This is a genomic window from Stieleria sp. JC731 (genome assembly GCF_020966635.1).
Taxonomy (GTDB): Bacteria; Planctomycetota; Planctomycetia; order Pirellulales; family Pirellulaceae; genus Stieleria.
Window position 1 is genome coordinate 592685 of record NZ_JAJKFQ010000002.1, and the last position, 23469, is coordinate 616153.

Genomic DNA, 23469 nt, shown 5'->3' on the forward strand with positions numbered 1-23469 from the left:
CTGCCACCGATCGAAAACCATGCCTGACAACACAGAATCGCCGATCTCACACGGAAAGACTTGGCCGAGTGATGATCGGCCCGTGCCACGTGTTGTCATTCTTGGTGCTCCAGACCGCGATCGTGTTCGGGCGGAATCGATTCGGTTGCGCCCAATCATCGCGCAGCATGCCGAAATCGTTGCCGAAGACTACCACTTTGAATATGGCTTCGATGATCCCGACATCGACCTGGTGATCGTTCTGGGTGGTGACGGTTCGATCCTGCAAACCGCACGACAACTTGAGGGTCGCCAGATACCGGTCCTAGGCGTGAACTGCGGCAACCTTGGCTTTCTAGCCGCACTTTCGCCTGATGACTTCTTAGAAGTCTGGCCCAAGGTCTGCAACGGCATCTTTCGTGTGATCGACCATCTGATGCTCGAAATCAGCTTGATCCGAAACGGAAACACGATTGCCAGGCAGTTGGCACTGAACGAAGTCGCGGTCCTTGGCGGGCCACCGTACACGATTCTTGGTATCGACTTGTTTGCCGATGGCAATCTGGCAACTCGCTACCGCTGTGATGGCTTAATCCTGGCAACACCCGTTGGTTCGACAGCCCACAACCTTTCGGCCGGCGGCCCGATCTTACGACGCAACTTGCAAGCGGTCGTGATCTCACCGATCAGTCCACACACACTGACCTACCGCCCGTTGGTCGATTCGGCTGATACGGTCTTTGAACTATCGGTCGGCGACCCGAGCGAATCAACCAGCGTTGTGGTCGATGGCCGAATCCTTAGCCAGCTGTTGCCTGGTGACCGAGTGGTGGTTCGACGAGCGAGCAGCTCGTTCGAGATGCTTTCGGTCCCCGGACAAAACGACTACCGAACACTGCGTGAAAAGCTTGGCTGGGGCGGATCGCTTTAGACATCGCAGACCTGATAGGCCTGTTCAAGCGACCCGATAGGGTCATCGCTGGTCGGGATAAATTCTTGTGCGACGTATCCGTCGTACCCGGTATCTAAGATCGCCCGCAGCACCGCCGGATAATTGATTTCGTTGCGATCATCGAGTTCTCGCCGACCGGGATTACCCGCTGTGTGATAGTGCCCAATGATGGATTGGTATCGCTGCAAATTGGCAATCAAGTCGCCGTTCATGATCTGAACGTGATAGATATCAAACAACAGCTTGAAACGCTCACTACCGACCTCGTTGATCAACTCGGCACACAGATGCACATCATCGCCCCAATAGCCAGGGTGACCTTTCATTGGGTGCACGGTGCCATCGGGATTGAGGTGTTTCTTGCTGTTAAGATGCTCTAGCACCAGCGTGATTCCTTTTTCTTCGGCATAGGGAATCACACGTTTCCAGCACTCGACGCAATTCTTTCTCGCTGCCGAGTCACTGATGCCTTCTTTTCGCATCCCTGTAAACGTAATGACGCTTGGCGCCCCATATTTCACTGCCAAATCGATGCCCCCGCGCAGCTTCGACTCGACTTCGGCATGGTTCTCCGGATCCAACGGTCCGTTCGCAAAACCGTGGCTTCCCACCAATGAGATCTTCAAACCGAGATCTGTCACCTGGGGATACAACTTACTGTCGATGCCCTCCATTGCCTCCAAACCGATTCGCTTGCAGTGCTTGGCAAGCTCCAGCATGTTCATCGGCTGGAAACACCACCCCATGATGGATTGACGGATTCGCTTCGCAGGCTTGCTGGCAGGTTCGTCGGCTTGAACGACAGACGGAACCAGCGCACCGGAACTGAACAAACCGGTCGCGGCGATTGCGGCCGCCGAAGAGGAGAGGAATTGTCGTCGTTGCACGAGAAGATCCGAGGTGAGGGGGGGGAAAAGGCGGCGTGCGCAAAGCAATTTATTAGACGAACAACAGAGCAGCTGTCTGTCGCATGAGCTTCTAACATACCAGCTTCACGCGCAACGGGCATCCAAATCAAACCGGTTCCAAGCCACGGACACCGGCGGCAGTGCTGCTTCCGAATGCACCAATTTCAACGTCCATCCACTGTGCCAGCGTGACAAACAAGTTCGCCAGCGGCGTATTGTCTTTGGCATCGTGTGCCGTATAGCTTCCGTGCCGAAAGCCCCCGCCGGCCAGAATGATCGGTAGGTTATGCCAATCGTGCGACGATGCGTTGCCTAGATTTGAACCGAACAAAATGCTGGTCCCATCAAGCAAACGCTGTCCGTTTTCGCGTGATGATTTCAAGGAATCCAGGAACCCAGCAAAGGCTTCGAACTCGGCTTCTTCGATCAGCCGCAGCTCGTTGATCTTCTCTTCGTCTTTGCCGTGGTGCGAAAGGTTGTGCCAATCGGTTCGAACACCGGGAATGTTACTCGGCACCGAATTCATTCCACCGATCGAAAAGGTGATCACGCGAGTCGAATCGGTTTCCATCGCCAAACGCATCATGTCATACATCAAACGCTGCTTTGCGATGATGTCTTGCTTGTCGACGACGTCTTTGGGAGGATCGTAGTCGACTGACGGTTTCGGGCGTTTGACCCATTGCTGGGATTCGCCCAAGCGAGTTTCCAAATCTCGAATTGATGAATAGTACTCGTCCAGTTTTTCGCGATCGCGTGGTCCGAGTGTTCTCTCTAAACGTCGTGCGTCTTGACGCACGGTATCTAAAATACTGCGTCCACGTCGCAAATCGATCAACTGCGATTTGATCTGCTGCTCCGTCCCGTCGACGAACAGCTTTTGAAAAACTTTTGCCGGCGATCGTTCATCCGGGATATTGACTCCACTTGCCGTCCAAGACAACGATCCGTTCCCTGTCGACAGACAGAGGTATGGCAGGCGAGTAATGCCGCCCAGCTTCGCCGCAATCAACTGGTCTAAAGAAATGGTGTTCTTGAATCCGGCCAAACCGGGACGCTGAGCCGAGGTTAGCCATGTCATTCCCGAGGCGTGGCCGTTGTTCCCGTTTTGGTTTGGGTGAGACAGCCCCGAAAGCAACGTCATGTCGCTACGGTGATCACGCAGCTTTTCCAAGTACGGTGTGCTGCCTTCAATCGGGCCTTCGGATTCGGGAAACAAATGGGGACAGTGAAACCCAAGCCCCGCGCAAATAGCAACCATTCGCTTCGGATTGCTTTCCTGTTTGGCGCCCCAGGCCGGTCGCATCGCGGACAGCATCGGCAGCGCGATACCAGCTCCGGCACCACGCAACAGATGGCGTCTGGAGAGTGATCGGTTCCGAAACGTAAAACGACTAGCCGAACTGTTCTGGCGATTCATCTGGCTACTTGGTGTTAAAGATTTCACTTGCGACGACGGCATGCAGTAGGTCTTTTGCGCGATAGTGGTCGCCTGCTGCCGCATCAACAATTTGCTCAATTTCTTGCCGGTCAGAAAAACCCATTTCCCGCCCGGTGGCAAAAGTCAGCAACTTGGTCACGAAGGTCCTTGCCAACATTCTATCTTGATCGGCCAACAGCTTTTGGAACTCACCAAAAGTTGCAAAGCCAACGCCGTCTTGCAGTTCACCAGACGGATCGACTGATGGACCCAACCGATAATTCACGCGTCGACCTCGGACCTGCGTGTCTGGTCGGTTACCTTCGCCAAGCGAACGATATCGTTCACGATAGCCGCCGATCGGATTAAACGATTCTAGAGCGAACCCGGGAGGATCGATCACCTGGTGACAGGCACGGCAATTGTCGGCATTGCGATGTTGATCTAACAGTTCTCGCAGTGTCGTCGCACCGCGAATATCAGGCTCGACTCCCGGCACACCTGGTGGAGGCGGAGGCGGCGTCACGCCGGCAATCCGTTCGAGCACCCATGCGCCACGTTTTACGGGCGATGTGTTGGTACCGTTGGCTGTGACCTTCAAAATGCTTGCCTGGGTCAACAAACCACCTCGAACCGAACCCTGTGGCAAAGGAACTTTTTGGATTTCGGTACTGTCAACTTTTGGTAACCCATAGTGCTCAGCCAATCGACAATTGACCATCGCGAAGTCAGGTGCCACAAGCGTCCGAATCGGATGGTTCGACTCGATCACCTCACGCACGAACGCCAATGTTTCGCGCGGCATTGAATAGCGTAGAAAGGGATCGAACTCGGGAAACAAAGTTTGATCCGGTGCGGTGAAATCCATTTCTCGCAAATCCAACCAGCTGTCGGTCAGATCAACAAGGAATCGCTGAAAGTGTGGATGACGGATGAGTCGATCAGTCTGCTGTTGGAGCGTTGCAGGATCGCTTAGCTTGGCCGACGACGCCAACGCGGACAACGTCTCATCTGGCCGAGTCCGGTTCAAGAAAAACGACAGACGATCCGCCAACGCGTAGTCATCCAAGGATCCGGGTTCTTCTTGGAAATATAAAAACGCGGGCGAGCAACACATTGCGGTGACCGCGGTGCGAAGAGCTTGCTCGATCGAATCCCCGTCGGCCATTCGCTCCCGAAACAAAACTAGATAGGGCTGCAGCTGGCCATCGGTAGCCGGCTTTCGAAACATGGCTGCGGCGACACGCTTAATCGCACGCTCTGCAATTTGATCAGGCTGCTCGGATTCGATTGTAAACTTCGGCTTGTACCAAGAACGCTGCCGGTCTTTCGGATTACGAGGCATCACTTCCTGGCGATCGACGCCAGCGAAAATCATCTGATGCCCCCGAGTTGGAAATTCATCAATGATGGGCCCATCCAAAGTGACTTCGCCGATGGCCAACCCAGGTCCCTTGTGCTCATCAATCGAAGTTTGCTTGTAGCGATTGGGATGCGTAATCCCGTGTGGCTCAATAGCGATCATGTACCTTTGATCGATCCATGCCTCTAGCTCAACCGTTGTCGGACCACCGGGTGGAAACTGCACGAATCCATAGATCGGTTTTTCGCTGCCGGGTGCGAAACTGGTCCCACCGATACTGCAGACAATCGGCGATTCACTTTGATATGCGTAGCCCGTCACGTGAATCCGATATCGCCCTGGTCGATCAACGTTTGTCCCACGCATCATTCCCGATGGGTACCCGCCGCCTTCGAATCGCACCATAAACCCATCGTCCAACAACTTCCATGCCTTGCCGACGTGGGTCTCCGCTTCGCGTGTGTCTTTGTACCAAGCCGACAGATGCTCGGATTGTGGAGCCTCCACCGTGCTAGCGATGGCTTCATCGAGCACCAAATTAGCTGCATCCATGTAACGTTGCAGGTGGACCATTGAAAGTCCCAACGCATCACCAACGTTATCAAACTCGTGCGAGCGTGCATCTTCGGGAAGCATCGATTGCAGGTCGAGTGATGTGCCAAACACATCATTCATCGTGTTCTCGTATTCACGACGATTCAATCGCCTTAGTACAGTCGAACGCCGCGTTCGGTGCACCGCGTTCAAAGGGCGATGTAAATCAGCAATGAAGCTCTCGCGAGATTTGTCATTGGGCAGATCATAATCCTTCGGCGGCATCTCGCCTGACTTCACGCGATCGTAGATTCGTTCCCACTTTGCAAACGCAGCCGGGTCGGTCAGGTCCGTTGATAGCTGGTCGATCGCCAAGCCGCCTTCGCTTTGCCCTTCGGCATGGCAGTCATTGCAATAGCTCGAAAGAAACCCCTGCAACGGCTGATGAAAACGGCTCACCTCCGCTTCGCTTAGGTTCGAGTCCGATTCGGTCGCGTGAACACGAGCCGTCCAAATCGATACCGAAGCCGCTACGAAACAGATCACCGCAATTTGAAATCGAATCACCATCGATTGAATTCACACCGAGTATTGATCAACAAAACAGGCCAGCGTCTGAGCGGAACAGTTTACTTGGCGCGGTGACCTAACGGTGCCTCCATTCGCCAGAACGCTCCCGACCAACCGCGTCTTGATCATGCAACGGGCAGATCAGCCAAACGTACCCATCCGGCGGGGCTTTCCGCGATTGGAATCAGGACGAGGACCATTGCCGCAGCCGCTTTGGATCGGAGGGCACGATCAGATATCAATTTCGTCCGGCAGGGAGTGGTTGATGTTTTCGAGAGGGAGCTCAGATTGGGCCAGCAAAAAGAGCCTTCGTGAACTCGAAAAACCCCGATTGCAGATAGGTTTGTAAGCCGGGTTCTGTACCCAAGTCAGACTTGGGTGACGATCATTTATCTGTGCACGACGATTGCTCGCCGCCTCAATCGCGACCTACCCGGATGTCATAGCGAAGCGGACCGCTTCTGCACCCTGTTTGGTCTAGCTCCGGATGGGGTTTACCAAGCCAATCGAGTCACCTCGACTGCTGGTGCGCTCTTACCGCACCGTTTCACCCTTACCACGCGTCCGACTAGCGGACCGTTCGGCGGTTTGCTCTCTGTTGCACTTTCCCTAGCCTCACGACCGGTCGACGTTATCGACCATCCTGTCCTATGGAGCCCGGACTTTCCTCCCGCTTGGCACGAATGCCGCACGAGCGATCGTCCCACCTACTGCAATCGGGAAGCCGCGTAAGATGAACGATTGCTTGGTCGCCGACAAGGTTCGTGGTTCGACGAATTTGCTTTCCGCTTTCCGGCTACTTGCCTTCGACGTAGACCAACTGGATCTCCGTCTCCGGCAGTGCCTTTTTCAGCTCGTCCACACCGGCCTGCGTGACCGCGGTACGCGTGACAATCAGCTTTTCCAGCTTGGACAGGCCGCTCAAAGCCGGCAGCCCATCGTCGTTGATCTGCGTACTGCCAAGGTGCAAAAACGTTAACCCGGTCAGCTTGCCAATTCCAACCAGCGCGTCGTCGTTAACGCCAGTCTTGTCAACATTCAACCACGTCAGGTCTTTCAACTTTGAAAGCGTCTCCCACGAACCTGTGGAGACGCCCGTGCTGTAGAGGTTTAGCTTCGCGAGCTTGTTCAGCTTCGCTAATTCTGAAATCGCCGCGTCGTCGACTTTGGGGCAGTCGCTGATATCGAGTTCAACCAATTCGCCCAAGGAGGCAAGTTGATTCACCGCTTGGCTACTGAGATCGTTCGATGACAATCGCAACTTCGAAAGCTTCGAACACTTTGCAATCGCAACAGCTGCCTCATCACTTAGCGATGTCCCAGCAAGGTAAAGCTCTTTCAATTCTGACAAGCCAGACAGCGACTGCACGCCGGTGTTTCCGATCGGCAAAAAGTCCAATGCGATTACTTTTAGGCTGGCAATCTTCCCCAATGAATTCGCACCGCCTTGCGTGACTTTGGTCGCGTCGTCCTTGCCGGAAAGCTTGATCGACTTAAGCTTGGATAGCTGCTCAAGATGCTCAAGTCCTGAATCGGAAATCGCACACCCTCGCAGGTCCAGATTCTCCAGCGTGCTGACCTTGGCGACGGAAGCCAATCCACTGTCATCCACATCCGATCCAGAGAGCAATAGGCTGCGAAGCTTTGGCAACGAGGCCAGCTGCCCAATGACATCGGCTAGCGATCGATCACGAAAGTTGACTTCGATGATTTGCCCATCGCCATCACGCCGAACGCTTACAGCGGCGGCTTCGACTGCTTCTGAAATGCCCGCCAGATCAGCTGCTGATCCCGTTGTCTCCAGCGCGTCTGGCTCATTGGATTGTTTCGAGCCACAACCGATGCATGGAATCGATACCAGCAGAGCAGCGAGAATGAAATGACGGGGTTTGCAGGAATGCGACTGTGCAGTCTTCACGATTAACGATCCAAGCGAGAGAAGGTGGGAGTTCGTTAGTCTAGCAGGTGCATGCAGTTAACACGTGAGCTGTTCAGCTTTCGGGATAGAAGACAGCCAGCCAGATCGTGAACTCATCGTTGCTGGTCCAGTCGACACGATGCTTTTGATGCGCCGGAATCATCAGGTGATCGCCGGGTAACAATTCGAGCATTCGCCCATCGTCAAACTGCAGCCTTGCACGTCCCTGCAAGACGACCACCCATTCGTGCTCGTCTTGGTCATACCAAAAATCAGTCGGGCTCGCTTGGCCGTCCGACACGATCCGCTCGATACGAACGCCGGACTGGCTGACTAACACGTCGACCAATTCTTTGGGCAACGGTGCCTTTGGGTCGCTTGGCAAACCCGAAAAAAGATTATCCATCGGTATGTTCAGACGGGTCTTTGGCGTGGCTTCGTAGACAGATCAAAACAAGACCGATGCCAAGCTTAAAAGCAGACGAGTCGAAAAATGAATCGTATCGATAAGACGGCCGCTTGGTTTCCCCACCTCGAACGAGTGTGGTGAATGCAGAATTCATAAACTCGCTTCACTACAACCGCACTGTATTTACAAACGCACCGTATTTACAACCGTACTGCGATCCCAGCGTCACGCATCACTTGTTTAGTTTCTTCGATGGTGAACTGGCCGAAGTGAAAGATGCTGGCCGCGAGTGCCGCACTGGCCTTTCCCTTCAAAATCGCATCGGCAAGGTGCTGTGGATTACCGGCACCGCCGCTGGCGACGACGGGAATCGAGACGGCTTCGCTGACAGCCGAGGTGACGGGCAAATCGTAGCCATCGCAAGTACCATCGGCATCCATGCTGGTGAGGACAATTTCACCGGCGCCGAGCTGTTCGACTTCCTTTGCCCACTGCACAGCTTCCAACCCGGTGGGCTTTCGACCGCCATTGATGTGAACTTCCCAAAATTCTTTTCCGTCACGGATCACGCGTTTGGGGTCAATATTGACGACGATGCATTGGCTGCCGAATCGGTCTGCGGCGCGTCGGACGAATTCTGGATCTTTGCACGCGGCCGAATTGATCGAAACCTTGTCGCAGCCAGCATTCAGCAGATCGCGAACGTCCTCGATGGTCCGCACGCCCCCGCCGACGGTCAGCGGCATAAAGACGCAATCGGCAGTTCGACGGACGACATCCAAAATGATGTCGCGTTCTTCGTGGCTAGCGGTAATATCCAAAAAAACCAGTTCGTCGGCACCTTCGGCCTCATAACGGCTGGCAACTTGGACAGGATCGCCCGCATCACGCAAATTCACAAAGTTCGTCCCTTTGACAACTCGTCCACCATGGACATCAAGGCACGGAATTACTCGGGCAGCTAGCATCGGCGCGGGGTCATTGTGAAGTGGTGATGGGATTTCCAGGTGGGTTATATGAAAACGGACAGGCCCTTGAAACCGCCGTGCCGGTTGACCGCATGCCGTGTCGCGAATTTAATTTGCTTGGTAATCCATTGTGGCTCAGATTTAGAAACGGCGATTTGTCCGCCGAAGCCCGCGGCGGCCAGCCGCTTTCCCCCTCGATTTTGTGGATTTGTATTCCGTGTCAAACGTTACCCCGGTTCGCAATGCCCTGATTAGCGTTAGCGATAAACTTGGCCTCGCCGACCTCGCAGCCGGATTGCAACGGGCTGGGGTGAAAATTTACAGCACCGGCGGAACCCGTCGTCACCTGGAACAGTCGGGCATCGAAGTCCTTGACGTCGCAGAGTACACCGGATTTCCGGAAATGCTTGACGGCCGTGTCAAAACGCTGCACCCAAAAGTTTTCGGCGGAATCTTGGCTCGCCGTGATCGCGATGATCACATCGCCTCGATCGAGGAGCACGGCATCACCCCGTTCGACCTGGTGGTGGTCAATCTCTACCCCTTCGCCGCGACCGCATCTCGACCGGGCGCGAAATTCGAAGAGTGTGTCGAACAGATTGATATCGGTGGCCCAAGCTTGGTTCGCGCCGCGGCGAAGAACCACCAAGACGTCGCTGTTGCGACCAGCCCAGAGCAATACGGCGAAATCCTTGAGCAGCTTGATGCTGGCGGAACAACACTGGAACTTCGCAAACAGTTGGCTGCAGACGCGTTTGACCACACTGCCGCCTACGACCGAGCGATTGCCGACTACATGCGTGGTGACAAAATCGCCGGGGAATTTCCTTCGGCGATGCACCTTTCGCTGCGTCGAAAAACACAACTGCGTTACGGTGAAAACCCACATCAACGCGCCGCCGTTTACGCCGACCCGACCGTTCGCAGTGCGAACTTGGTTTCGGCTCGCCAGATCAGCGGAAAAGAGCTTTCGTACAACAACCTGCTCGACCTCGATTCGGCTCTCGAAATCGTCCGCGGATTGGCGTCTCCGGCCGTTTCGGTCATCAAGCACAACAACCCCTGCGGTGCGGCGACGGATACGAAACTGGCTGCCGCGTGCAAAAAAGCTCTCGAAGGCGACCCGTTGAGTGCTTTCGGTTCGGTGCTGGGGCTGAATAAAACCGTCGACGTCGAAACCGCAGAGATCCTTTGCCAGCCAGGTTTGTTTATCGAAGCCATCGTGGCGCCCGATTTCGAAGCCGGTGCGGTTGGAATGTTGACCACGCGTCCTCGCTGGCGTGAAAACGTTCGTCTGATGCAAGTTGGTATCTTGGATGACCCGCCACCAGCGATCAGTCGCCGATTCATCAGCGGCGGTATGCTCGTTCAAGACTCCGACCGTCTGACCAGTCCACGCTTGCAATGGGAAACCGTCACCGACACCGAAGTCGACGACCCATTGTGGGACGACATCGCGTTCGCATGGGAAATGGTTCGCCACGTGAAAAGCAACGCGATCGTACTGGCGGCCGACACATCGCTAATTGGTGTCGGTGCAGGACAGATGAGCCGCGTTGACAGCGTTGAAATCGCCATCGACAAAGCTGGTGATCGGGCCAAGGGTGCCGTACTAGCGTCCGACGCGTTCTTCCCGTTCCCCGATTCGATCGAAGCGGCTGCCGATGCTGGAATCGTCGCAATCATTCAGCCGGGTGGATCACGCCGTGACGACGACGTCATTGACGCGTGCGACAAGTTCGGCATCCCGATGATCATGACTGGGCGCCGACACTTTAAACACTGATCGACCCCACTTCGACCAGTTGGCAATTATCTTGTCACCGCAAAGTACCCCGCACGCTCCGCCGTGCGGTAACTCAAAGTACCCCGCACGCTCCGCCGTGCGACAACCCAAAGTACCCCGCACGCTCCGTCGTGCGGTAGCTGCCGCAAGACTCGACGATGTAGTTCACACTCCCAAACAGAACCACACGTTCGGAAAGTCGCCGGTTCCCCGCTAGTCTCAACGCCGACGAACGTTCTCGCCACAGGATTCGTGATTACCATCGAAGCGAGAACCTTTGCTTCCCGGCCAAACGCGAACCTGAACCGACTCGCGAAACCCACCGCTTGATCCAGCTTCAATACAACGACCCAATCGATGACGATCCTCGACGATATCTTGGAGAAAACGCAGCTGACCATTCAGCGCGACAGTGCTGCGGTTTCCGCCGATGAACTGGAATCCAGAATCGCCGACCTGCCACCCTGTCGTGACTTTCACGGGGCACTAGCGGCGGGCGATCAAGTCAACGTTATCGCCGAAGTCAAACGCGCAAGCCCTTCTGCGGGATTGATCCGCGAAGACTTCGATCCGGTAACCATCGCCAAAGGTTACGTGGCGGGCGGTGCCTCTTGCATCAGCGTGCTAACCGATGAACCTTTTTTCCAGGGCTCGTTGGACTTCTTGCGACAAGTCCGAGCCGCTGTCGACATCCCGCTGCTGCGGAAAGACTTCATTGTTGATCGCTATCAACTTTTGCAAGCCCGTGATGCCGGTGCGGATTGCGTGTTGCTGATCGCTGAATGCCTCTCACCGAGTCACTTGGTTGAGTTGCACCAGCAAGCCGCTGCCCTTGGGATGCAGACCCTCATTGAGCTATTCGAACCGGACAACCTTGATGCGGTTCTTGCGACCGGCACGAAACTGGTTGGGATTAACAACCGCAACCTAAAAACCTTTGTCACGACGCTGCAGCACACGCTTGACCTATGCCCCAACATCCCCGACGACCGTTTGGTGGTCGGCGAGAGTGGGATTCGCACGCATGAAGATTTGCTGCAACTTGGTGCCGGCGGTGTGAAGGCGGTCCTGGTAGGCGAATCATTGATGAGACAACCAGACGTCACGATCGCGCTTCAAGAACTACTCGGATCGAAAGGCTAGCGGTCGATGAGCCAAGCGGCGAAACCGACGGTCAAGCACAAGCCCGTTGCCGCGTTGGCGGTGATCGCGTTCATTGCTTTGATTTCGCTGACGGCCCTTCGAGTTGTCAAACAGTACCAATCGCCTGGACCGTTTGATCCAACCGCCCAAGGCATGTGCGACTTCCATAACGGAGTTTACTTTCCGACTCGAGCATTGCTTGCCGGCGTCAGCCCCTACGGAACGGGCTACGCGAACAGCTACCCCGTCGCACGTCAGATCCCATTTTTTTCACCCGGGATTCTGCTACTACATGCGCCGCTGGCTGTCCTGCCATTGCATGTCGCCGAAGTAATTTACTTTGTGTTCAGTGTTGCGTTGATCATTGCGATCGCGATGGTTTGTGCAAAAGCTGCTGGGAAAGAAAACCAGATCGAATGGATCGCGTCCATCGCGACTCTTTTGGTTGCCTCGCGCGGCGGGCACATCACTTTGTTCGATGGATACTTCACTTTCGAACTTGTGCTCGCCACCTACTTGTCGGTCCAGTGGGCCAAGTCACACCCAACGCGTGCGGGAATTGCCTTGGCAGTTGTCTCAGCCAAGCCAACATACATTCTTCCGCTGGGCTTTCTGCTGCTCGCTCGTGGAAATTTCAAAGCATTGTTGATTGGCGCGAGCATCAGCATCCTGATCGCCGGTCTTCCATTTGGATACTTGGCGTACCAAGAAAGCATTCGCGGTACAGGACAACCGGATTTTGCCTGGGGGATCGGAAAGCTGATCAGCGACATTGAAGTCACCCAGCAAGTTCACATGAACATGCCCGATGAATCACCGGTGTTGTCATGGACAAGATTGGACCTTTTGGCCGCAGCTAGTAAGTGGACGGGAACGGAACCGAGTCAATTGATCCACCTGCTCGTCATGTTCGTGATGCTGTCCGTTCCGATGGTTCTACTTGCTGTGCAAGCAGCCAAAAGAAAGAACTCGGGACTTGGTGGATCAGCAGGGGCGTTGATCACGCTAGCCATGCTTTCCAGCCTTTACCACCAATCTTACGACGCCTTGCTACTGATGGCACCAATCGCAGCCTCATTCGCGGGACGAACCGAGTTTTGGAAATCCATCCCACCGCTAGCTCGGTGGTCTTGTTGTTTGCTGATGCTGATCCCGCTGTTCAATCTCTTGTCGACACGAAGCCTGCTGCTAAAGCTGAACCTTGGGCAGGCCGGTTACGCGGCAGCAACGAGCCTGAACGGTTTCGCGATAGCCATCGCTTTGCTGATCGTTTGTTTTCATACTCCCAGGACTCCGGCGGAACACGTCCAAAGTTTGCCAGGGTAGTGATGGGGTATTCGAAACCGGTAAACGAAGATGCCAATGACCATCAGAACCGTTTGTTTCGGCATATTCGACACACCCGGTTCTTTCGATGCCATTTCGCCCTCTGCCCCACACCGCGCAACTTGCCTACCCGGTTTCGCGGGCTACACTGCGGCCCAAATGAACAGGATTCCACTACGTCGATGAACTAATAGCTTCATGGCCGACCCAACTCTTTCCAAACCCGGTAGCCAGACGATTCCCGCAGCCGCGTCTGGCACCGATGCCCGTGGGCCTCGCTTTCGTCCTGCCAAAGCCTTCCTTGCTTTGCCGGCCTACAACGAAGAAGAAGCTTTACCAGAACTGCTGGAACGAGTCGGAGAAGCCTTTGCAGACAACGACATGCCTTACGAAGTCATCGTTGTTGACGATGGCAGTTCGGACAACACGGCACAGATCGTTTCGCAGATGTCGTTTCAGATGCCCATTCATTTGGTACAGCATGAAGTCAACCAGGGCCTTGGACCAACGATTCGCGATGCCCTGCGTGAAGCCGTCGACCGTGCAGGTGAACGCGACATCATCGTTACGATGGACGCGGACAACACGCATCCGCCTGGGCTGATTGAACGGATGGTTCAAATGATCCACGAAGGCTGCGACGTTGTGATCGCTTCACGATTCGAATCCGGTGGCATAGCCGTTGGCGTTCCGATCGAGCGACATTTTCTGTCCATCGGTGCTAGGCTGCTATTTACCGTGCTATTCCCAACACGCGGCGTGCGTGACTACACGTCCGGTTTTCGCGCCTACCGTGCATCGGTCATTCGACAGGGATTCTCTGACCACGGCGACAACTTTGTCAGTGAACGTGGCTTCTCGTGCATGGCCGACATCTTGCTGAAACTGCGAAAGCAAGGCGTGTTGTTTGGTGAAGCACCACTGCGATTGCGATATGACCGCAAGGGCGGTGCAAGCAAGATGCAAGTCTTTAAGACGATCGGCTTGACTTTAAAATTGCTGTTACGTCATCGGCTCGGGGGCCGCTAGTCGTGCAGTCTGAAGCAACAACATCAATACCAAAGCGACGCTGGCTTGTAATTGGCGCCGGTGTGATGGGGTTGAAGATCGCCGACGAACTGCTGGCCCAAGGACAAGACGTCACGATCGCCGAAGCCGCACCAAGCTTCGGCGGACTAACCAGTGCTTGGAAGCTTGGCAACGTTACATGGGATCGCTTCTATCACGTGACCCTGCTCAGTGATTCGGTACTGCGGGACAAGCTTCGTGACCTTGGTTTAGAACAAGACATTCGCTGGGTCGAAACCAAAACCGGCTTCTATGCCGACGGCCGATTGCTTTCGATGAGCAACACACTGGAGTTCCTTCAGTTTAAACCGCTAACGCTGTTTCAACGGTTGCGACTCGGCGGCACAATCTTCTTGGCTTCAAAGATCCGCGATTTCCGATCGATGGAACGCCAGTCAGTCGAAACGTGGTTGCGACGCTGGTCCGGCAAAGGTGCCTTCGAAAAAGTATGGCTACCGCTTTTAAAGGCCAAACTCGGCGACGCCTACAAGAAGACGTCCGCTGCGTTCATCTGGGCGCACACTCAGCGGATGTATAAGGCTCGTCGCAGCGGCGCTAAAAAAGAAATGTTTGGCTACGTGCCAGGCGGCTACGCGAGAATCATCGACACCTGGGTTTCAAAGCTTGCCGATCAAGGAGCGATGTTGCTGAGCAACCATTCGGTTCAGTCAATTCGCAGAACGGACTCGGCACCGGAGGGTAGCGGCCCACTGCAAGTTGACTTCAAGGACCAGCCATCGCAAACGTTCGATTGCGTCGTATCGACGATCGCATCGCCGTTGATTGCGCAGCAGTGCGTGGACCTGAGCGAAAAAGAAAAACAACAACACGAATCGATCACCTACCTTGGTGTCGTTTGCGCATCGTTGCTGCTGAAGAAACCAATCAGCAACTATTACGTTACCAACATTACCGACACCTGGGTTCCACTGACCGGCATCATTGAAATGTCGACGATCGTGGATTCCGAACAAGAACTCGATGGCAACCACCTGGTCTACCTTCCGAAGTACATGACCGACGACCATCCGGATCTGCAAGAGCCCGACGAAGCTTATCGGGAGCGGTGTTTGCAAACGCTCGAAAAGATGTACGAGCACTTCTCTCGCGATGATGTGCTGGAATTCAAAGTCGCTCGGGCGAAGTATGTTGCCGCACTATCGACTGTCGACTACAGCACACGACTTCCGCCGGTCGTCAGCAGCGTTCCGGGGTTTTATGCGCTCAACTCAGCACACATCCTCGAAGGCAACCTGAACGTCAACGAAACCCTGCAACTGGGCACCGATAAATTTCTCGACGAAGTGTGGCCAGACTTCGTCGAACACCACAAGTCGCAAGAAAACGCCCAGCCCGCGTTCGCCTCGGTCTCCTGAGGCAGGGGCGTCACCGGCAGAGGGGCCAATAAAGCTAGCGGCTCACTTTTTGTGGCCCCAAAATAGTCTTTCCAGAACCGTCGGTTCAGAACGGCCGAATTTCGCCACCAGACGGACTCGGCCCACACCCTGACGAATCTTGTCCAGAAAGCACCACGGTACCGCCCTTCTATCTAGCACCATGGTGCAGAGAAATGGATTGCTGGTATCATTCTCACCGGAGCGTTTCACATTGAGCGCCGTTTCGACAGCCGATCAACTTTTGGACTTCACGTCAATCATTGCAATCCCACCCCAGCATTGACGTTCGGCTGAATCACCATTTCCCTCGTCAAGTGAAGTCAAACGCAAAATCAGCGTCAACCTTGACGATGTACCGAGGAAGAATCCTATGCAACGTTGCCTGATGGTTCTCGTCGCAGTTTCCATGATGACGATAATGACCAACGCACAAGACAGTGAATCGGCCGATGCCCCCAAGGTCGGCAAAAGCGAAAAAGAACAGATGGGCTACTTCTTGGGACTCTCGATGGGCCAACAACTGGTCCGTCAAGGCCTACGAGATGGCGATTTTGACACTGCTTCGTTCGCCACCGGACTTGGCGATTCGCTGGCAAGCCGCGATATGCAATTGTCGCGTGAGGAACTATTCGCCGTCCAAGACGCGTTGCAGAAAATGCTGAACGGTCGCCACGAAGAAATGTTGGCCGAGATCAAAAAGATGGCTGCGGATAACAAAGCCAAAGGTGAAGCATGGCTAAAAGAAAACGCCACCAAAGAAGGCGTTAAAGAACTAGCCGGCGGCCTTCAATACAAGGTCATCAAAGAAGGCGAAGGCGACTCACCATCGGCTTCGGACACAGTTCGCGTTCACTACACCGGCAAGCTGATCAACGGCGAAACGTTCGACAGCAGTGTTGAACGCGGCGAGCCAACCGAATTTCGCGTTGGTGGTGTTATCAAAGGCTGGCAAATGGCTTTGCAAAAAATGAAAGCCGGCAGCAAGTGGATGCTCTACATCCCTTCCGACCTTGCCTACGGTGAACAAGGTAGCCAAGGTGCTATCGGACCGAACGAAGTGCTCGTCTTTGAAGTCGAACTGCTCGAAATCAAATAGCGCCAGCCGCGGTAAGCGACATCAGTCATCGTGGGCGAGGCAACAAACTTGGCTTCGCCCACACCGGCTGCCCCGAACTGTTTTTTATTCAGTTCGCGTGGTTCATCCACAATGGCTGCATGACGAACAAGCGGATCCGCAAGAACTTCCGCTACCGCATCCTTCGCCGGTCCCACAACCGGGACCGCAACCGTCACTTAGCAGCTCGGCGAGATGCTTTGTTTTGACAACGCTCTCGTATTGGGCGGTGATCTCTTCGGCGATCGAATTGGCAGCCTCGTCGACTTCTCCCAGGAACTGCATCACGATCGTTCCACCGTCGAACAACTGATCGACATCCAACAGCGTGCACTGGCTTCCTACGTCAAACAGTTTTTGACGACAAGCCTCAACTGCTTCACAGCGGTACCGCTCCAATCGCCGCACCAATAGTTCGTCCGCATCAGTGGTTGGCCGAACCACACGGCAATTGACCTCGCCGAGACGTTGCTTCGTCGCGTCTGCACATGGGGCGCTGATCTCGGCGATTTCGATACCACGCTGCGTACGCACCACGACACGATCGCCGCGTTGCAAGGGCAACAATGCTGACGCAACGCGTATCTCCGCCAGACTGCCGATTCGGATGAAGTAGTACTGCAACAGGTCCGCCAATAGAATCGCTGATTGATGACACTCGAAGCGTCAAACGTCAAACGCCGAGTATCAAGTTTGCCTGGAAAACCATTGCCGAACCACCCCGATCGGCCTCGATTTTTATTGTATCCACCGGTCTTCACCACAACCGATCCGGGGAATGTTGTTGGAAAGTCAAATTTACGCTCCCAATACCTGGTTTCCAGCCTGCTCCGCCTTGTCGAGTTGGCCTTCGCAGAAGAACATGTTGGTTGCTGGCGATCGAATTCCCCATCGCTGCTGCATTCCCCCTTCCACTTCGGTACAAGCACGCCCCGAGTAAGCAATCATGGCGACTGACCTGAGTCCATCTTCAGAAACATCGAACTCGCAATCACCCGCTCGTTTTGACGACTGGGCCGATCGAGTGCTTGGCGGCGGCGAAATCAGCCGGGAAGAAGCGAAGCAGATTCTAGAATCGAGCGACGATGACATCCTGACACTTGTCAATGCCGCTTCACGATTGCGACGCGAGCACTTCGGAAAAACAGTGCAACTGTACTTCCTAATGAACGCGAAGAGCGGCTTGTGCCCAGAGGATTGTCACTACTGCAGCCAGTCCAAAATCTCGGACGCCGAAATCCCTAAGTACAACATCCTGAAACGCGACAAGCTGATGGATGCGGCAAAGATCGCGGCTGAGCAAGGTGCCAAAACTTACTGCCTTGTTATCTCTGCACGTGGCCCCAACGAGCGAGAGATGAAGGCGGTTGAAGAGATCGTTCCTGAAATCAAAAAACAATACGGTCTCGATATCTGCGCCTGCCTTGGCCTGCTGTCGAAGGAACAAGCTGACCGATTGAAAGCCTGTGGTGTGGATCGCGTTAATCACAACCTGAACACCGGCGAAGAGTACTACGGCAAGATCTGCACGACACACAGTTATGCAGACCGCGTCGAAACGCTTCGCCACGTCCGCGATGCTGGCATGGAAATGTGCAGCGGCGGAATCATTGGAATGGGTGAGACGTTTGATGACATCGTCGCGATGGCATACGACCTAAAAGACCTTGGTGTCCAATCCATTCCGCTGAACTTCCTAAACGCCATCGACGGGACGCCGCTTCAAGGCAAGGAAGACTTGTCACCTCAAGACTGCTTACGCGCGTTGTGCATGTTCCGGTTCGTTAACCCCGAACGTGAGTTGCGTATCGCAGGCGGACGTGAATTGCATTTGCGATCACTGCAACCACTTGGGCTGTATGTCGCCAACAGCGTCTTCGTTGGTGACTATCTAACAACCAAGGGCCAAGCCCCCGAAGAAGACTACCAAATGATTCGTGACCTCGGCTTTGACGTCACCACTTCCGTCGGTGAATAGACATCGACGCAGTCAATGAAGTGACCGCCAACCGTCTCATACGCGCAAGCGCTTACTTAGATCGTTCACAAGCCGAAGTAAAGGATTGATGATCGGCGCCGCTTTGCTGATCGAAACAATCGATGCAGCAAACAACGTTTCACTTTACCGGTGCGACGCTACTAGCGTTTCATCCCATATGAAATACGGGTTCGGGTCATCAGCCGACGGGCGTTAGCCCCGGTTACTGCACTCAAACCGTGGCTAACGCCATGCGGCTAATCCTGAAATCGAGATGGAACGAAGCATTAGCCGTGACTCGCAACATCTGCCTCATCGGATTCACTTCACTTTGATCGCGTGCTGAATCTTGGTGGATTCAAAGTGTCCACATGAGCAGGCGTGAGAAACACATGGGCGTTCCGAACGCTAATGGGACTCTAGGGTAAAGCGCCGCCCCTAATGTGCATTGCGGGTATGTTCGATGAAAGTTTCATTGGATTGCCCTGTTACCGATTCCGATAATCAACTATCGGACACTTAGTCAGCCCCAAAACGGATTGTTTTTGGCCGCACGAAAGTGCTTATTCCACGTGCATTAGGCGACGTGGAAAGGAACGGTGACGCAATGAGGTACTCTCACCTATTTGCATTGACGATCGTGATGTCAATGCACACCGTGTCGACTCTCGCAATAGAGCCGACATCCGATGACGGTCTCGAATCACCTTGCTTGTCCGCCTGCGGACACGCTAAGCAAAATCACCAGCCCTGCCGACAATGCCAGCCCTTACCGGCTGGCCTTTTTTGTGAAGGGGGGCCCATTCGGTTCCGCTTGACGCAGGGAAGACTGGCAATTGATCCAATGCGATACCGCAAAGGGTCCGAGGAAAACCATTGCGAGCGATTCCAAGAGGCGATCTCGGTCTCGGCATCATCAGGTGTTCCGGCCGCGTATTACAGCTTCCGCGATGATTACCAAAGCATTCGGATGACGGCCGAGTACGGCGGTACCATTCGCATCGAATCGATCATCACCGCGACGGGCGAACAAGGCGAGCTGACCCAGCATCCTCAAGGATTGATCCAATTCAGAACACGCCGAATCACGGACTCTGAATCAAACCTAAACGAAACATGTGAAGGACCAACGCTATTACATATCGTTGGACAGGACGAAGATGGCTTCAACGTTCACCTCGAATCTCTGCTCGCGCGAATGCTGCGTGGACGCAGTATGATCACGTTGACCAGAAACACCGAAGCCTACCTTCGCGACAACACCCACATGCTCACGACCGTCTCACGTGATCGCGTAAACGATTTGGTCAACCAACTGAAGTCACCCAAGAGCTCGCTGCGTCGGGCAGCCGTTCGGCAACTATCCAGCTACGGCAGCAGCGCCGTGCCGCTTCTGCGATCGACGCTCGCTCGACATGACCTCGACCCCGAACAACAAGCTCGCATCAAATCGATCTTAGCCAATCGCGTTCGCATTGATGACGACACGCCAACGTCGCTAGCGCAGCTGCTGGCGGCCGATCGTGATCACTGGCAGATCCTAGCCAGACGAATGGACCAAACGCAGTTCGTCGCGGCTAACGATCACGTTCTGCGCTGTGGACTTGAGTCGCTGTCACCCTAGCTAGTAAAGCACTCTAGCTAACAAAGCACAGCCAGCAAGGCCGTGGGGCCAAGCCCTATGTGCCTTGAGTTCGAACGCAGATCAGGCAGCCTCCCAAAGGCTGCCCAAGAGATTGATGTTTTGCCGAGTGACCTGTTGGTACTCAGGCATGGCCTCGCACACTGTCGCCTTCTGCTCCGCAAAACCAGCGGGCAAGAACGCTGCTCTCACGGAGTGAAAGGCGACAATAGAAATCAACAGGCTGCTAGACAGTCCTGTAGGAAGTTAGCTCGCTTCGGAACTATTCTTCGCTACCGCCTTCGGTAGACTCGTCATCGGCAGGCTCGACGTCGGTATCGGAAGCTTGGCCTTCCAGCTGAGGTGTTGATGCGTCGTCTTCTGGTTCCGCACCTTCAGTGACCACGTGGCCTTCGATAACGTCGCCTTCCTCGGCGTCCTCTTCTGGTGGAATTCGCACGGCAGCGATCACCGAATCATCATCGTCGATGCTCATGATGCGTACGCCTTGAGTATTCCGACCGATCACGCTGACGTCTTTGGCAGCGATTCGCTGAATCTTACCTTTGCCGGTCATCAGGAAGATCTCGTCCTGATCGTCGACACGTGCGATCGCGATCACTTTGCCGTTGCGATCACTGGTTTTGATATCGCGTAAACCTTTACCACCACGCTTTTGCGTGCGATAGCGAGCTGATGACGATCCGCCATCGGAGTCCGCATCGGAATCACCGTCGTCTTCGATCGCGTGTGGGCCGAACGGAGTTCGCTTTCCATAGCCGTTCTCACAAACGGTCAACAAAGTGGCCTCTGGCTCAGCAACGACCATACCGACAACGATGTCATCGCCGACCAAGCTGATGCCTTTGACACCGGACGTGTTACGCCCCATCGGACGAGCATCAGACTCGCGGAATCGGATCGCCATGCCGGCAGACGTCACCAAGATGACTTCATCGCCCGGTCCGATCACAGCAGCCGACACCAGTTCATCGTCTTCACGTAGCTTGATCGCGATGATGCCGCCGCGTTTGGGACGACTGTACTGTTCAAGCGGAGTCTTCTTAACCAACCCGTTTCGGGTGGCCATGACGACATAGTAGCCTTCTTGATTGAAGTCACGGATGGCCAAGCAGGAAGCGATCTTTTCGCCCTCTTCGAGCGACAACAAGTTGACGATCGCTCGTCCCTTTGCATCACGTGGCAACTGTGGCAGGTCATAAACCTTTTGCCAACGAACCTTTCCGGTTGTCGTCAGGAACAACAGGTAGGCGTGTGTACTGGCAACAAACAAGTGCTCGATCGGATCTTGGCTATCCGTCTTTGCACCTTTGAGTCCCTTACCGCCACGTCGCTGCGTGTTGTAAACACTTGAAGGCGTACGCTTGATATACCCCTCGTGACTGATCGAGACCACCATGGTTTCTTCGGTGATCAGATCTTCGAGGTCGAAGTTACCAAGCTCTTCGTTGCTGATCTCGGTCCTTCGTGGAGAACCGAAGCGACGCTTCATTTCTTCGAGGTCATCTTTGATGATCCCGTAGACGCGTGCTTGGCTGCCGAGAATATCAACGTAGTCAGCGATCTCTTCGAGCAACTTGCTGTGTTCGTCGGTAAGCTTTTCTTGCTCAAGGTTGACCAACTGCCCCAAACGCATCTTGAGGATTTCGTCGGTCTGGACACTGGTCAGCGTGTAGCTATCCGATTCGCCACGTTCCAACTGGAACTCTTTAAAGCCGGCATCACCGAGCGCTCGCTCCATCATCGATGCAGGACACTCGATTCCCATCAAACGCTGCTTCGCTTCGGCTTGTGTACGGCTGCTACGAATGGTCTGAATGATCTCGTCGATATTGGCAAGTGCCAACAACAAGCCTTCGACGGTGTGCTTGCGGCGACGCGCTTTGGCCAACAAGAACTGGGTTCGACGACGAATGACGGTAACCCGGTGACGGATAAATTCCGTCAGCATTTCCTTCAGCGTCAACTCACGCGGTTTGCCGTCAACCAGCGCCAGGAAGATTAGCGAGATCGTGTCTTGTAGCGGCGAAAACTGATACAGCTGATTGAGGATGACATCAGGATCTTCGTTTCGCTTCAGCTCGATGACCAGACGAACGGGCTCTTTCAAGTCCGACTCGTCACGGATTCCCGAGATGCCTTTGATACGGTCACTGTTGACCAACGAGGCAATCTTTTCGACGACGCGGTCACGGTACTGCTGATACGGGATCTCCGAAACGATGATCCGATGCCGCGCACCTTTCATCTCTTCGATGTGGCACTTGGCGCGGACGACGATCGTGCTGCGCCCGGTCTTGTAACCACGACGAATCCCCGCTCGGCCGCAAATGATACCGCCGGTTGGAAAATCAGGACCGGGAACGATTTCACAAAGCTCATCGATGCTCGTTTCCGGCTCGTCGATCAGCTTGATGACCGCATCACAGATTTCCGTAGGGTTGTGTGGCGGGATACTGGTCGCCATCCCGACCGCGATACCACCGGAACCGTTGATCAATAGGTTCGGAAACTTGCTGGGCAGTACGGTTGGCTCAGTACGAGCCTCATCGTACGTCGGAACGTAATCAACGGTATCCAGCTTGAGGTCATCGAGCATCGCCGCGGCGGTCGCCGACAAACGAGCTTCGGTATACCGCATCGCCGCTGGCGGAAGCCCCGCGATCGATCCGAAGTTACCCTGCTTGTCGATCAGCAGCGAACGCATGTTCCATTCCTGGGCCATACGCACCAGGGTTGGATAGATGACCGACTCACCGTGCGGGTGGTAGTTACCTGACGTATCACCGGAGATTTTGGCGCACTTCACACGCTTGCTGCCCGGGCCCAGGTTCAAGTCATTCATCGCGACAAGAATACGTCGCTGACTGGGCTTCAATCCGTCACGCACGTCTGGCAAAGCTCGGCTGACGATCACGCTCATCGCGTACGTCAGATAGCTTTCACGAAGTTCGTCTTCGATCGGCAAATCGATCAGACGAAGGGCACCCTCGC

Annotated in this window: 18 protein-coding genes and 1 other RNA gene; 9 read left to right on the forward strand and 10 right to left on the reverse strand. The window is 54.6% G+C overall.

What is annotated here, in order from left to right; translation table 11 throughout:
* The first annotated feature begins 19 nt into the window (after positions 1-19).
* Positions 20-910 (forward strand): NAD(+)/NADH kinase, encoded by an 891-nt coding sequence (locus tag LOC67_RS07870; RefSeq protein WP_230261986.1) that lies wholly within the window; start codon positions 20-22, stop codon positions 908-910.
* Here the strand turns inward: LOC67_RS07870 and LOC67_RS07875 are convergent.
* The 7 genes from LOC67_RS07875 to hisF all read right to left on the reverse strand — a co-directional run bounded on the left by LOC67_RS07875 (position 907) and on the right by hisF (position 9021).
* Positions 907-1818 (reverse strand): TIM barrel protein, encoded by a 912-nt coding sequence (locus LOC67_RS07875; RefSeq protein ID WP_230261988.1) that lies wholly within the window; start codon positions 1816-1818, stop codon positions 907-909. The genes LOC67_RS07870 and LOC67_RS07875 overlap by 4 nt on opposite strands.
* A gap of 127 nt (positions 1819-1945) precedes the next feature.
* Positions 1946-3259 carry a DUF1552 domain-containing protein gene (locus tag LOC67_RS07880; protein WP_230261989.1) on the reverse strand — a complete coding sequence of 438 codons (1314 nt, stop codon included), beginning with the start codon at positions 3257-3259 and terminating at the stop codon, positions 1946-1948.
* 4 nt (positions 3260-3263) lie between these two features.
* Complete coding sequence (locus LOC67_RS07885) at positions 3264-5726, reverse strand: DUF1592 domain-containing protein (protein WP_230261990.1); 2463 nt, start codon at positions 5724-5726, stop codon at positions 3264-3266.
* Between the two features lie 330 nt (positions 5727-6056).
* Positions 6057-6439, reverse strand: an RNA gene (rnpB, locus tag LOC67_RS07890) — RNase P RNA component class A.
* Between the two features lie 83 nt (positions 6440-6522).
* Positions 6523-7644 carry a leucine-rich repeat domain-containing protein gene (locus tag LOC67_RS07895; RefSeq protein WP_230261992.1) on the reverse strand — a complete coding sequence of 374 codons (1122 nt, stop codon included), beginning with the start codon at positions 7642-7644 and terminating at the stop codon, positions 6523-6525.
* Between the two features lie 73 nt (positions 7645-7717).
* Positions 7718-8050 carry a cupin domain-containing protein gene (locus LOC67_RS07900; protein WP_230261993.1) on the reverse strand — a complete coding sequence of 111 codons (333 nt, stop codon included), beginning with the start codon at positions 8048-8050 and terminating at the stop codon, positions 7718-7720.
* A gap of 203 nt (positions 8051-8253) precedes the next feature.
* Complete coding sequence (hisF, locus tag LOC67_RS07905) at positions 8254-9021, reverse strand: imidazole glycerol phosphate synthase subunit HisF (protein ID WP_230261994.1); 768 nt, start codon at positions 9019-9021, stop codon at positions 8254-8256.
* 217 nt (positions 9022-9238) lie between these two features.
* On the opposite strand from hisF, the gene purH reads away from it, so the two are divergent.
* From purH to LOC67_RS07935, 6 genes are all read left to right on the forward strand, one after another.
* Entirely contained in the window at positions 9239-10807 is a 1569-nt protein-coding gene (purH, locus tag LOC67_RS07910) for a bifunctional phosphoribosylaminoimidazolecarboxamide formyltransferase/IMP cyclohydrolase (RefSeq protein ID WP_230261995.1), read from the forward strand.
* A gap of 357 nt (positions 10808-11164) precedes the next feature.
* Complete coding sequence (gene trpC / locus LOC67_RS07915) at positions 11165-11950, forward strand: indole-3-glycerol phosphate synthase TrpC (protein ID WP_230261996.1); 786 nt, start codon at positions 11165-11167, stop codon at positions 11948-11950.
* A gap of 6 nt (positions 11951-11956) precedes the next feature.
* Positions 11957-13276, forward strand: a complete 1320-nt coding sequence (locus LOC67_RS07920; RefSeq protein ID WP_230261997.1) for a glycosyltransferase 87 family protein — start codon at positions 11957-11959, stop codon at positions 13274-13276.
* A 198-nt stretch (positions 13277-13474) separates the two neighbouring features.
* The gene (locus LOC67_RS07925) at positions 13475-14305 is read left to right on the forward strand and encodes a glycosyltransferase (RefSeq protein ID WP_230261998.1); all 831 of its coding nucleotides are present in this window, start codon (positions 13475-13477) and stop codon (positions 14303-14305) included.
* Positions 14306-14370: 65 nt separating this feature from the next.
* On the forward strand, positions 14371-15720 hold the full coding sequence (locus LOC67_RS07930; RefSeq protein ID WP_230261999.1) for an NAD(P)/FAD-dependent oxidoreductase: 1350 nt from the start codon (positions 14371-14373) through the stop codon (positions 15718-15720).
* Between the two features lie 439 nt (positions 15721-16159).
* Complete coding sequence (locus tag LOC67_RS07935; RefSeq protein WP_315861044.1) at positions 16160-16837, forward strand: FKBP-type peptidyl-prolyl cis-trans isomerase; 678 nt, start codon at positions 16160-16162, stop codon at positions 16835-16837.
* Positions 16838-16939: 102 nt separating this feature from the next.
* On the opposite strand, the gene LOC67_RS07940 is transcribed toward LOC67_RS07935, so the two are convergent.
* Together LOC67_RS07940 and LOC67_RS07945 are read right to left on the reverse strand one after the other, a co-directional pair.
* Positions 16940-17491: a hypothetical protein gene (locus LOC67_RS07940; RefSeq protein ID WP_230262000.1), complete on the reverse strand. Its 552-nt coding sequence runs from the start codon at positions 17489-17491 to the stop codon at positions 16940-16942.
* Between the two features lie 162 nt (positions 17492-17653).
* On the reverse strand, positions 17654-17803 hold the full coding sequence (locus tag LOC67_RS07945) for a hypothetical protein (protein ID WP_230262001.1): 150 nt from the start codon (positions 17801-17803) through the stop codon (positions 17654-17656).
* Here LOC67_RS07945 and bioB point away from each other — a divergent pair.
* Positions 17802-18833, forward strand: coding sequence for a biotin synthase BioB (gene bioB / locus LOC67_RS07950; RefSeq protein WP_230262002.1), 1032 nt, complete (start codon positions 17802-17804; stop codon positions 18831-18833). The two genes, LOC67_RS07945 and bioB, sit on opposite strands and share 2 nt — an antisense overlap.
* Positions 18834-19677: 844 nt before the next feature.
* On the forward strand, positions 19678-20457 hold the full coding sequence (locus LOC67_RS07955; protein WP_230262004.1) for a hypothetical protein: 780 nt from the start codon (positions 19678-19680) through the stop codon (positions 20455-20457).
* A gap of 280 nt (positions 20458-20737) precedes the next feature.
* Here the strand turns inward: LOC67_RS07955 and gyrA are convergent, their stop codons facing one another.
* A complete protein-coding gene (gene gyrA, locus LOC67_RS07960) occupies positions 20738-23398 on the reverse strand; it encodes a DNA gyrase subunit A (protein WP_230262614.1) in 2661 nt (886 codons plus the stop codon).
* Positions 23399-23469: the final 71 nt, after the last annotated feature.